The organism is Wolbachia endosymbiont (group A) of Cydia splendana (genome assembly GCF_947179475.1).
Lineage (GTDB): Bacteria > Pseudomonadota > Alphaproteobacteria > Rickettsiales > Anaplasmataceae > Wolbachia > Wolbachia pipientis.
The window spans coordinates 1,032,539-1,044,521 of sequence record NZ_CAMXBP010000001.1 but is presented as its reverse complement, the minus strand read 5'-3'; the positions used below and the strand labels follow the sequence as shown (position 1 = coordinate 1,044,521).

At 35.0% G+C, this 11,983-nt stretch carries 14 protein-coding genes; 6 read left to right on the top strand and 8 right to left on the bottom strand.

Features of this window, described 5'->3' with window-relative positions:
- Nucleotides 1-20 precede the first annotated feature (20 nt).
- Genes OM961_RS05280 through OM961_RS05270 form a run of 3 tightly spaced genes read left to right on the top strand, consistent with a single transcriptional unit; the run spans nucleotide 21 to nucleotide 1,533 of the window.
- Nucleotides 21-248 (top strand): hypothetical protein, encoded by a 228-nt coding sequence (locus OM961_RS05280; protein WP_264339540.1) that lies wholly within the window; start codon nucleotides 21-23, stop codon nucleotides 246-248.
- Nucleotides 226-963 carry a hypothetical protein gene (locus OM961_RS05275; RefSeq protein ID WP_182282721.1) on the top strand — a complete coding sequence of 246 codons (738 nt, stop codon included), beginning with the start codon at nucleotides 226-228 and terminating at the stop codon, nucleotides 961-963. The genes OM961_RS05280 and OM961_RS05275 overlap by 23 nt, the downstream gene beginning before the upstream one ends.
- Before the next feature lie 60 nt (nucleotides 964-1,023).
- A complete protein-coding gene (locus OM961_RS05270; RefSeq protein ID WP_264339539.1) occupies nucleotides 1,024-1,533 on the top strand; it encodes a DNA-3-methyladenine glycosylase in 510 nt (169 codons plus the stop codon).
- Nucleotides 1,534-1,552: 19 nt separating this feature from the next.
- Here the strand turns inward: OM961_RS05270 and purF are convergent, their stop codons facing one another.
- Genes purF through OM961_RS05255 form a run of 3 tightly spaced genes read right to left on the bottom strand, consistent with a single transcriptional unit; the run spans nucleotide 1,553 to nucleotide 5,587 of the window.
- Nucleotides 1,553-2,938 (bottom strand): amidophosphoribosyltransferase, encoded by a 1,386-nt coding sequence (purF, locus tag OM961_RS05265; protein ID WP_065094852.1) that lies wholly within the window; start codon nucleotides 2,936-2,938, stop codon nucleotides 1,553-1,555.
- Nucleotides 2,939-2,963: 25 nt separating this feature from the next.
- On the bottom strand, nucleotides 2,964-4,067 hold the full coding sequence (gene rodA / locus OM961_RS05260; RefSeq protein ID WP_151807632.1) for a rod shape-determining protein RodA: 1,104 nt from the start codon (nucleotides 4,065-4,067) through the stop codon (nucleotides 2,964-2,966).
- A gap of 53 nt (nucleotides 4,068-4,120) precedes the next feature.
- Nucleotides 4,121-5,587, bottom strand: a complete 1,467-nt coding sequence (locus tag OM961_RS05255; RefSeq protein WP_155969254.1) for a proton-conducting transporter transmembrane domain-containing protein — start codon at nucleotides 5,585-5,587, stop codon at nucleotides 4,121-4,123.
- A 64-nt stretch (nucleotides 5,588-5,651) separates the two neighbouring features.
- Between OM961_RS05255 and OM961_RS05250 the strand changes: the two genes are divergently transcribed.
- From OM961_RS05250 to virB9, 3 genes are all read left to right on the top strand, one after another.
- Complete coding sequence (locus OM961_RS05250) at nucleotides 5,652-5,966, top strand: NADH-ubiquinone oxidoreductase subunit NDUFA12 family protein (RefSeq protein WP_182309790.1); 315 nt, start codon at nucleotides 5,652-5,654, stop codon at nucleotides 5,964-5,966.
- Between the two features lie 2 nt (nucleotides 5,967-5,968).
- Nucleotides 5,969-6,424, top strand: a complete 456-nt coding sequence (mlaD, locus tag OM961_RS05245) for an outer membrane lipid asymmetry maintenance protein MlaD (protein WP_264339538.1) — start codon at nucleotides 5,969-5,971, stop codon at nucleotides 6,422-6,424.
- 185 nt (nucleotides 6,425-6,609) lie between these two features.
- Nucleotides 6,610-7,395 (top strand): P-type conjugative transfer protein VirB9, encoded by a 786-nt coding sequence (gene virB9 / locus OM961_RS05240; RefSeq protein ID WP_264339537.1) that lies wholly within the window; start codon nucleotides 6,610-6,612, stop codon nucleotides 7,393-7,395.
- A 14-nt stretch (nucleotides 7,396-7,409) separates the two neighbouring features.
- Here the strand turns inward: virB9 and OM961_RS05235 are convergent, their stop codons facing one another.
- From OM961_RS05235 to der, 5 genes are all read right to left on the bottom strand, one after another.
- On the bottom strand, nucleotides 7,410-8,006 hold the full coding sequence (locus tag OM961_RS05235; RefSeq protein ID WP_010082329.1) for a ribonuclease HII: 597 nt from the start codon (nucleotides 8,004-8,006) through the stop codon (nucleotides 7,410-7,412).
- A gap of 6 nt (nucleotides 8,007-8,012) precedes the next feature.
- Nucleotides 8,013-8,993: a phospho-N-acetylmuramoyl-pentapeptide-transferase gene (gene mraY, locus OM961_RS05230; RefSeq protein WP_182309786.1), complete on the bottom strand. Its 981-nt coding sequence runs from the start codon at nucleotides 8,991-8,993 to the stop codon at nucleotides 8,013-8,015.
- Nucleotides 8,994-9,573: 580 nt separating this feature from the next.
- Nucleotides 9,574-10,116 (bottom strand): demethoxyubiquinone hydroxylase family protein, encoded by a 543-nt coding sequence (locus OM961_RS05225; protein WP_006279362.1) that lies wholly within the window; start codon nucleotides 10,114-10,116, stop codon nucleotides 9,574-9,576.
- Complete coding sequence (locus tag OM961_RS05220; RefSeq protein ID WP_015589379.1) at nucleotides 10,091-10,612, bottom strand: disulfide bond formation protein B; 522 nt, start codon at nucleotides 10,610-10,612, stop codon at nucleotides 10,091-10,093. The genes OM961_RS05225 and OM961_RS05220 overlap by 26 nt, the downstream gene beginning before the upstream one ends.
- Entirely contained in the window at nucleotides 10,609-11,934 is a 1,326-nt protein-coding gene (gene der, locus OM961_RS05215; protein WP_012673406.1) for a ribosome biogenesis GTPase Der, read from the bottom strand. Before der ends, OM961_RS05220 begins: the two co-directional genes overlap by 4 nt.
- Nucleotides 11,935-11,983 lie beyond the last annotated feature (49 nt).

Sequence of the window (11,983 nt, the reverse complement as noted above, 5' to 3'; positions counted from 1 at the left end):
TCATAATTTATATTGACTAATTGGCGTGGTATCTATATGCTAACATTTATATATTAAAAATAATGGAGGCATATATGTTAACTAATAGCACTGAAACTGTATCTTTAATTGAAACTTCTTCTAATCTAAATATCAGTCCTTCTGATAATAATTCGATTTCGGATACTAAAAATGTACCTAAATCAACACTAGATGAGAATGTACCTAAATACGTCACTCTTAATAATGCAGAACAACACTTCTACTAATACCACTAATAAAAAGAAACCAAAACCTTATATTCATAAGGATAGTAATGGTATATGTACATATACTGCTCGGGATGAGAATAAATATGGTGGTAAGAACATTATAGGCAAAATTGCTGAACAAATTAAAGAAGAGATATCTAAAAATATAGAAAATAATGATATAGAATTTATAAAACTTAAAGAAAGCAAAAATGAAGATAATATTATTGAGCCTGCCGTAAGAATTGCGATAGGTAGTAATACAAAAGAAATAAGCATGAGTGACATTCTAAATAACGATTTGTGTAAACAATATGGCGTGAAAGCAATTACATTATTGCTACCTCAAAGTAAAGCAAGGGGGCTACGTTGCCGGGTTGATGAACATGGAACAAGAATTTATGAAGTAGCTAATGGGTCATATCAAATGACTTTAAAGTGGAATGCTCAAGGAAAAGAATGTAATATTAAAATTAATATTCATGATAATGGCTCCGTAGAACTTATTGAGGGTAATGGTGTTACTATGGAGCAATTAGCTGCACATAAAGAAGTAAAAGTAGGAAGGCAATATGAAGCAAAGCCTTTACATGAAGTGTTAGCATCACAATTGCCACAAACACAATTACAACAAAGCTCTGAAGAAGTAAAATTTTTGGAGCAGCATTCAACAAATGTAGAAGACTTGAGCGGCGCATCACAAAAGCATCAAGCTCCTGCTGCTTCAAAATAGGTAAAGTAGTGAAAATTCAGTATAAGTTGCTTGCATCTGCAAGTAACTTATACTTTTATGATGAGCAACACAATACTACCAAGAAATTTCTACGAGCGGCCAACTTTGGTTGTAGCCGGGGAGTTACTAGGAAAGATGCTGAAATTTTCTAACTTTAGTGGAATAATAACCGAAGTTGAAGCCTATATAGGAATGAGTGACCCAGCTTGTCATGCAGCTAAGGGTTATACTAACCGAACCTCAGTAATGTTTGGTATGCCGGGGTTTTCATATGTGTACTTTATATATGGAATGTATTACTGTTTAAATATTGTAACAGAAGCAGAAGGGTTCCCAGCAGCAGTGTTAATACGGGGATTAAAGCTCATTGAACCGCTTGAGGCAAATTTAGGTGGGCCAGGAATATTGTGTAAAAGATTAAATATTACAAAAGAACATAACAAACAGGACCTTACTATAAGCCACGAATTTTGTGTTTATGAATCTTACCTCAAACCAGATTATATTTGCACCCCGAGAATCGGAATTAGTAAAGGCCAAGAGAAATTTTGGCGGTTTAAGATTTTCTAAACTTAAGACCTTGCGTAGACTATTTGCCAATCGGATAATCACCAGTGAAACAAGCATCACAATATTGTGGTGTAGCATTGTTACGCTTTTCTGCTTTAACAGCCTGATATAGTCCATCAATACTCAAGAAGGCTAGGCTATCTACTCCTATAACTTCCTTAATTTCCTCTACAGATTTATTTGCAGCAATTAAATCTTTGCACTCTGGCGTATCTATTCCATAAAAACAAGAATGCTTAATTGGTGGGCTTGAAATTTTGAGGTGAATCTCTTTTACTCCTGCATCCTTTAACATAACTATTATATTTGTTAACGTACTACCACGCACTATACTATCATCTATTAAAATTATGTTTTTACCTTTCAAAATGTGCTTATTAGCATTGAATTTTAATTTTATTCTAACTTTACGTACTTCAGCGGTTGGTTGTATAAAAGTTCTTCCTATGTAATGATTACGAATTATTCCCAGTTCCATAGGTAACCCTGAATGCTTTGCATATCCAATAGCTGCAGGTATTCCAGAATCAGGTATTGGTACAACCATATCCATATTGTTTTTTGGTGGGCTCTCTTCTGCAAGTATTCTTCCTATTTCTTTTCTTATATCATATATGGACCTATTCTCCATTATGCTGTCTGGTCTTGAAAAATAAACGTATTCAAAAATACAAAAACTTGATTTTTGCTGTGGGAAAGGAAATGCTGAAGCTAGATTACCATTTCGATCAATGGTGACTAACTCACCTGGTTCTATTTCTCTAACAAACTCTGCATTTACTATATCAAGAGCACAAGTTTCAGATGCAAGAACATAAGAACCGTTTAACTTCCCTAAAACAAGAGGCCTGATTCCAGACGGATCACGTACTCCAATAACTACTTCTTGATTGATTGCCACAAAAGAATAAGCACCTTGTATTTGCTTTAATGCATATATAAAACTCTCTAAGAAGCTATCTTTTTCACCGCTTGCTGTCAGATGCACTACTACTTCTGTATCAATATCTGACTGAAAAACGCACTCTTGTTTAATTAATTGTTCGCGTATTGGAGAAATATTAATTAAATTACCATTATGTGCTATGGCAAAATCCCCAAATTTGCCACTTTTGCCAAGCATGGGCTGCACTCCAAACTTATTACCACTTGTTGAGTATCGAACGTGACCTATTGCACAATCTCCAGGTAAGGATTTCTTTATTTCATCTATATCATCAAATACGCTGCTCACTTGACCTTGAAAGTGATAAGAGTGCAGCTTATCGTTGTTACTGGTTACTACGCCAAAAGACTCTTGACCTCTATGCTGCAAAGCGTGGAGAGCAAGTATAGAGTTAAAAGCAGCACTTTGGTTGCAACTTATGCCAAATACCCCACATTCCTCACGCATTTCATCTAGCATAAAAACTATTAAGTAAAGTTTAATTTTACTTTAGCATAGGTAAAATACAAGCATTTTGTTGTTCATCTGCTTTTATTGCCAGCAATAATCCTATGCATATCAAGCTTGCAGCAGTTGTACTTCCTCCATAGGAAAGAAATGGCAGTGGATCGCCTATCACAGGCAAGAGGCCTATTGACATTCCAATGTTTACAAAAAAATGAGCGCTAAAAAAGGCGAAAATGCCGATAGATACCGACTTAGAAAAATAATTTTTCGACCTATAAGCGATAGAGAAAATTACTCCAAGTAATGAGGTATAAAGCAAAATTAAAGCCATGCTACCTAAAAAGCCCCATTCCTCACTCAGCACTGCAAAAGCAAAATCTGTACGTTTCTCCGGCAAAAATCCAAGTTGAGTTTGACTTCCGTTAACAAAGCCCTTACCAAGCAAACCTCCTGAACCAATAGCTATTTGAGATTGCTGCGCATTATAACCTATTCCAAGTGGATCCACTGATGAATCCAAAAATGACAATATCCTTTGCTTGTGATAAGGACGTAAAAAAGGCCAAATAGCCGGTACTGCAAAAATGCCAAGAGTTCCACATATTACTGAATGAGATCTTTTTATTATTGTTGTGAATATAATTGATATCCCTATAAATAACATTATCATAGCTGTGCCTAAATTAGGTTGCTTTAACACCAAGAACACGGGTAAGAAAATAATTATAAGTGCCTTAAGCAATCTTTTAAATTCCATCATTTTATACATACTCTGCTTATCAAAATAGCGAGCAAGCGCAAGTATTAAGCCTACTTTTGCAAATTCTGATGGTTGCAAACTAATTGATCCAATTCTTATCCACCTTGTTGCACCCATTATGTGTGAGCCAAAAAAATTTACTGCTAATAGTGAAATCGCTGCTGCTATATAAAAAAAGTAGGCGTACTTCAAATAAAAATCTAGCTCTATGAATGACATAGCTATAGCGAGTAGGAAAAAGAAGGAAAATATGACCAGTTGGTGAATCGCAAATGGCACCCACTTTCCTCCAGCAGAAGAGTATTGAACAACAATGCCAACGCAAAACAGCGCTATCACGTTAATGACTAATAACCAATGAATCTTCTTCAGCCTACCCACAATAAAGACCTTATAACCTTAAAGTATAGTAAAATATGAAACAAAGATAAAAATCAAAAAACCAACTTCTCAACTACTAACCGAATTGGAGTGCTATATATTCCAGTTACTACTGTTAAAGCTGCCATAAACAATAGACAGAAAAGCATAGGAAATGGCACATCATTAATTTTGCCTAGTGTCATTCTAGTGCGTGACGTTGCATCATTTTCAAAATACATTTTCTCTACCATCTTCCACATGTATATTAGTGCAAGAAAAGAACCGGCAGCAAAAGCTATCAGGGAAATCCACGCGCGAGATTCGATAATTGCTTTCATTATATACCACTTGCTTACAAAGCCATTTGTTAAAGGCACACCGATTAATGCTAAACTGAGTAGAGTGAACGCAAGTGCTGTATAAGGCATTGATTTCTTGAGTCCCGATAAATTCTCTATTTTTGTTGTATCAAATTTGTAAGAAATACATCCTGCAGCCATAAATAAAGATGTTTTTATTATGCTGTGGTTTACTATGTGAAGAATTGCTGCAAATACACCTGTTTTTGAGTTAAAACTCAGTGCTAAAATTATATAACCAATTTGGCTAATACTAGAGTGAGCAAGCAGTCTTTTTATGTCTTTTGCGGTTATTGCAAATATCGACCCAAATACAATAGCGCAAAGTGCGAGGATAATTATCACATTGTCCAGTAGCGGCTTAAACAAGAAAAAATTTTGATGAAAAACAGTATAAAAGATTCTGATGAAAACATATATCATCACTTTTGTCACTGTGCCTGAAAAGAATATGCTAATGAAACTTGGCGCCTCACTATATGCATTAACCAGCCACCTGCTTAATGGAAACAGTGCCATTTTGATTGAGAGACCAACAAAAATGAACAACGTGCCAAGTTTTATGATGTTGTTATCGTATAATGGAACTATTCTTTCAGCCATGTCAGACATATTGAGCGTTCCAGTCATTGAATACAAGAGCCCGATGCCAAATAAATAAAATGTTGCACCTATTGTTCCACTAATTAGATATTCAAATGCTGCAACCAAGGCTTTTTTATCCCTTCCCATTGAAACTAATACATAAGAAGAAAGAGATGAAATTTCCAAGAAAACGTAAAGGTTAAATATGTCGTTTGTTACCAGAATCCCGAACAGTCCGCTTAAGCACAGTAGAAATAGAGAGTAAAAACCAGTGATTTTGTTTTTGCTAATTTCTTTTTCGTTAATATAAAAGCTATAAAGCACGCTAATCAGCGCTATAAAATTCACCAAAGTTAGAATCAAGGAGTTCAACACGTCGATTCTTAACTCTATGCCGTACGGGGGAGCCCAATCCCCAAGGTGATAAGTTATAATTTCGCCTTTATATGTTTTAATGAGTAGTATTGATGAAATGATAAGAGTGATTGTTGTTGCAATAAAAGAAATAAACCAAGATACCTTGTGTTTCTTGGCAAGAAAGCAAAACATTGATGCAATTATTGGGATAATAACTTGTAAAATTGGTAATTGCATTAAATTGTTGTTAATATATCGTTAAAGTATTAGTATATATAATACTTTTTGTTTTAATACCCTTATGTTATCTAAAATTTGTAACGCAATAAAACGCCTATTACGAAGAGAAGATAAATTTGTAGGAAGAGATGAAAATGGAAATTCTTACTATGAATCAAGTAAAGGAAAAAGGTGGGTTATGTATAGCAGTGTCTCTGAGCCTACAACAGTGCCTCCGGAATGGCATATATGGCTTCACTATACTGATAATGTAGTACCAGTTAATAATAAAAAAAGAAAAGTAAAACATACTCCTAATTTAACGGGTACAAAAGGTGCATACTATCCAAACCAAAAAGTGAAAAATTACTATAAAAGCTGGAGTCCTGATAACTAAAGATGCGAAGGTCAAATATACTTGAAATAACCGCTGGATTATTTGTATTAATTTTCACTATTTTTCTGATTTTCTTTGCTATTGATAAGCTATCTTACATAAAGAAAAACTATAAGGATTGCAATAAAATATATGGTCTTTTTGCTAACGCTAACGGTATAGGAGTTGGTGATAGTGTCAAGATCTCTGGTGTGGACGTTGGAAGCATAACTGGTGTATCACTTGACAAAGCTACCTACGTAGCACGAATCGACATGTGTATAAGCAGAGACATAAAATTGCCAATTGATAGTTCAGCTCTGATCACTAGCAGTGGAGTTGTTGGTAGTAAATTTGTTAATATATTACCTGGATCAGATATTAAACTAATCTTGCACGGTGGTAAAATAGAGTATACTCAAGCTGAAGCAAATATGGGTGGAATAATGGACAAAATTATTGGTATGTTTACAAAGTGAAAATGGCAGGATTCCAAGTGTACCCATTCAGATGAAGCCTCCTGTAGTTCTAAAGTATTTAAGGAGTTTGCCTTATTTCTTGCCTTTTCTACCGCTTGCTTTGGGGTTTATAGTATAGAAAGTGCCTTAACAGTTGCAGTACATGTCTATCAATGATAAAATGAAGATTAATTTATTTTGATATTATGATTGGTTTACTGTTTGCCGTACTATTGTTCCTCTGTGGTAGTGATGCACTTGCAAAACAGGAGCCACGTTCAATAGCTGGAGATAATCACATAAAGGTAATAAATTATAACCCACAGGCTATACATAAGTATACGGGTTTTTATGGTTATCAGTCCAGTATATTGTTTGAACCAGGGGAAGTAATACAAAACCTTTCAATGGGTGATTCAACTGGTTGGCAACTCCTTCCTCAAGGTAACAGATTGTTTATTAAGCCTATAGATGATATTGCCGATACTAACGCAACTATAATTACCAATAAAAGAGTTTATTACTTTGAACTTCATGCTGAAGAAGCAACTGGACTAGATGATCCAAGATTAGCATATGAAGTAAGGTTTCTTTATCCACTATTTAGCAGTGATGAGATTTACACAACAAATAACGGTGATATCCTCGAACAAGCTAGTCATACCATTATTCCTGATATAAACGATATTGAAGTTGTAAAGAAGGGTTTAAATTTTAATTATTCCATCTCGCACGTTAAAGGCAGTCAGTCAATAATACCAATCAAGGTTTTTGATGATGGAAAATTTACATATCTACAATTCAATAAAATAAACTCTGATTTCCCGGCAGTTTTTATGATTGATTCTGCAGGATATGAGTCTTTAGTAAATTTCCGTACAGTTGACAACTATCTGATAATCGAAAGGGTAAGTTCAGTGTTTACCTTAAGGAATGGATCGAGTACAGTTTGCCTATTTAATGAAAACATGCCTTTCAAAAAAGGTAAGTGATTACTATCTAAAGGCTATAATGCCCGAGATATGGGTGCAAAGTTTTTTCTATGATGTTCTGTAATTCCATAAAGGCCAATAGCGTTAAGGTGCTCTTTTGTCCCATATCCTTTATTTTTATACCAATTATATTCAGGATGCTTATTGTGCAATTCTTGCATAAGCCGATCTCTCGTAACTTTTGCAACGATTGAAGCTGCTGCAATTGATGTACTCAAATTATCACCATTTACTATGGATTTCACTTGCCATTTCACTTCAGGTGGTTGATTACCATCAACTAGCACATAATCTAACTCTAGGTCCAAGTCTATCAACGCACGTTTCATTGAAAGTTTTGTTGCTTGCAAGATATTGTATGAATTTATTTCTTCTACGCTTGCCATTCCTATACCAAATTTTGCAACGGATGTTATTTTTTCATATAGGACTTGCCTACATTGAGGAGTCAACTTTTTCGAGTCGTTGATTCCATCAATAATTGTATTTCTATCAATAAACACTACGGCTGCGGATATTACTGGACCAGCTAGCGGACCTCTTCCAACTTCATCCACTCCTGCTATCACTCCTGATAATTTATTTTCTAATGTAAAGTCTGGGTATTTCATAGGTTTTTATAATAAGAAAGTTATAGTAAAAACTGAACAGATAATAGAAATTATCCAAAATTTCATAACGATTACATTTTCTGACCATCCCTTCTTTTCAAAGTGATGATGTATTGGTGCCATAAGAAAAACTCTTTCTCCTTTTCCATATTTAAACTTTGTATATTTAAAATATGATATCTGAATAATCACAGATAGAGTCTCTATTACAAAGATTATTCCAATAACGGCAAAAAGCATCTCTCTTTTAATTAGGACACTAGTTAACCCTAAAGCTGCGCCTACCGACAAGCTACCAACATCACCCATAAATATTTTTGCTGGATGTGTGTTAAACCACAAGAAACTTAGAATAGCTCCTATAAATGCAATGCAGAATAAAGTAATATTCATATCTGCTTGAGTTATGTATGCAATTAGCCCCAAAAAAGCAAAGGAAGTGATGACTTGAGTTGCAGCAAGGCCATCCAAACCATCTGTGAGATTCACAGCATTAGAAGAGCCGACAATTACAAACGCAGCAAACGGAACATATAGATAGCCAAAATCTATTATTACTCCTTTAAATAGGGACGTTTTTGTAAAACCTTCAGCAGAGTATAGCTTAAGTATAAACACACCAACCAGAGCAACAATAAACTGAATAAGTATTTTGGTTTTTGCACTTAAACCTCGATAGTGATTTGTCTTCAATTTTAAATAATCATCAATAAATCCAAGTAGAGCAAAAAATAGAGTTATCAATATCAGCAGCAAAATTTCTGGTGTTAACTGAGCCCAGAGTAAAATTGGTAATAAAGAAGAAATCAGTATTATTATTCCGCCCATAGGTGGTACATTCTTTTTTGTTATTAAATGACTTTCTGGTCCACATGATCTAATTGGTTGCCCATCTTTGCTTATTTTTTTTAGAAGCTTTATAAAATAGGGAAAAAGAATAAACCCAAAAACAAATGAGGTAAAAAATATTTTTGTAGCTAAGATCATCTGCTTACTTAAATTGACTAAGTGTCATACCACCTATAGCTAATAAAGTCAACTTCTGTCATCCTATAGCCTGACCTACAACTGTACGAACATTGTGATTTGGGCCCATCAGTAGGGTGTCATCCCAGTCTGGAATCCACAACTGTACGAACGTTGTAGTTTGGACCACCAGTGGGGTGTCATCCCAGTGCCCAGACACTGGTTCTATGCAACTTAATTAAAAACGTTTGTTTTAGTGTAAGACAATTACCTTTAGCTTATCAGCTCAGTTATAAGCAAAATTTCTGGATTCCAGACTGGAATGACACCATTTGCTGTGCAATTTACCTTCAAAAATGAATGTTCGTACAGTTGTGAACCTGTGGCAGGTATTACATAAGAGCATTTCCCTCTTCTAAATTAAAACGCACTTTTGCCTCCTTTGCAGTCTATACTTTAGATGTATTTAATTTACAAATACTAATTATTTATTAATAATGGTGATATGTAAATATAGTTATAAAATAATTGTTACACTTGAATTCCTTCCTGGTTTCTGTTGTTATCAGAACATTTAAAACACTTTAAGAAAGTTGCTTAGTTAAATTAACTTAGACAAGTAAATAGCAGTTTTGCAGCCTGTTTTTATGAATGATGATAAAATGTTGTAGCCAAATGCGCTTTCAGCATTGTGCTGAATTGCAATATCTTTGTGCTCTAACTCCTCGTCGCGAAATTTACTTATAGTTTCTCTTAATTCCCCATCTTCTAAATGTGAAACTTGCTCTTTGTAGTGCTCCCCGATAACTTCTTCAACTGCAGCAGTGCAAGCCATAGCAGCTTTTTTGCCCATAATGGCAGTTGCAACGCCAAGCGACACTCCTAAAACACGCCAAACAGGCAACAAAACAGTAGGACGAACTTTTTGCTCTTTGATTTTCTCATTAAAATAGTGAAAATGCTTTTTTTCCTGCTCTTCCATTTCAATTATTTCATTGATTATAGAAGATTTCTTAAGAATAAATTTTTGACCAGAATAAATGCAAATAGCTCCATATTCTCCAGCGTGATCTACTCTAATTGCCTGTTGCAAGAACTGATTGTTGCTGTACCTTAAATTATTTAGATTTCTTTCTTTCTCCACAATACACCTTACCTGATACGAACAGAGCTACTATGAGATAAATTAGATTCCATGTTGCTAAGGAAACACCTAGAACGTAATGAGGTCTGTCACAAGATGGAGAGTAATTAGGATTTAGTAGATTATTTCTGAGCTCTTCTATACTAACGTTACCACTTGCTTGCTCTGTACAACCTAAAACATCATGAAATAAGTGGAGTTCAAGACCTATATGATAAAAAGATATTACTGCACCTATGAGGTAGCTGCAAAACATTGCATAGATTAGAATTTTGTTGTCTTTAAGCATGCACGCTACTGCAAGTAATCCGGCGATATAGTAAACTATTCGCTCGTATGTACATAACTTGCATGGCAGCATGTTGAAAAAATATTCTAGCACATATGCAAAAATTAGAGCAGCGGCACTCGACAGCAGAAAGATTGCAGGAATTCTGGAATTATTACACATAACTTTAAGTAAATTATCCCTGAAAGTATAAAGCAGAGTATTCATTTTACATAGGGATTTTTATTTTTTTTCAAAAGCAATCTAACTGGCACACCGTCTGCAAAGAAATTTTTTCTGAGATCGTTAATTAAATAGCGTTTGTAACTTTCATCAACACTTTCAGGTATGTTACATATCAAAGAAAAAGCTGGAGGTTTAGTACCAATTTGAGCGATATACTTCATTTTAACTGCTTTGCCTTTTACAAGAGGGTGAGAATGTTTTCCTACAGCATCTATGAGCCACTTATTCAGTTTTGCAGTGCTGATCTTCTTGTTCAAGGATTCACTCACTTCAAGACACTTATCTATCACATCACCGCAGCGCATGCCTTTTAACGCAGAAATTGTTATAGTTGGCACTTCCAAGAATAACCTGGTTACTTCCTGTTGTTTGACAAATTTTATTAACCTGCTTCTGTCATCCTTACCTATTAAATCCCACTTATTTAAAACAACAATAATCCCTTTCCCTCCCTTAATTGCAGCTTCACCAATTGATAAATCCTGCTGCTCAATACCAACTAGGGAGTCTAGCATTAAAACTACCACATGAGAGCGCTTGATTGATTCCATGCTTTTCTCAACAAATCTTGATTCTAAGCCATCTACAACATTCGCCTTTCTGCGGATTCCGGCAGTGTCAATTAGAGTAATTAACTCTCCATCATGATCATATGTAATATCCACAGAATCACGTGTGGTACCTGGCTCTGAACTTGTTATTAGTCTGTTTTCTGCAAGTAAACCATTTAAAAAAGTTGATTTTCCAACATTCGGACGGCCGATGATCGCGATCCTCAGCCTACTCAGTTCATTGTTAGGTAACTCAGTGTTCTCGTTAAAATTTTCAATAACACCAGCTAATGCATCATAAAGATCAACCATGCCAAGATTATGCTCGGCAGAGATATACACCGGGCCAAGAAAATCAAAAAACTGCAAATAATCAACATTTTCGGATTTATGACTCTCGCATTTATTTGCTATCAGTATCACAGGTTTATTTATTTTTCTCTTCAGCCACTTTGCAAACTCTTTATTTCGCTCATTTTGCACTTTTGCGTCAACAAGAAAGAAAATTATGTTTGAACTGGATAAAGAAAACTCTATTTGCTCAATAACTTGCAGTGAAAAACTAGTTTGGTCGTTCCATCCTCCTGTATCTATAACTTTAAACTCCAAATCGCTAATTCTCCCCATTCCCTCTCGCCTATCCCTTGTCACTCCTGGAATGTTACTCACTACTGCTGCTTTTCTTCCTACTAATCTGTTGAATAGGGTCGATTTTCCAGCATTTGGTAGGCCTACTATGGCGATTTTTAGCATAATTCAAGGGCATGTTCTATATGAAGTAAATTATAACCGAAACTTTTCA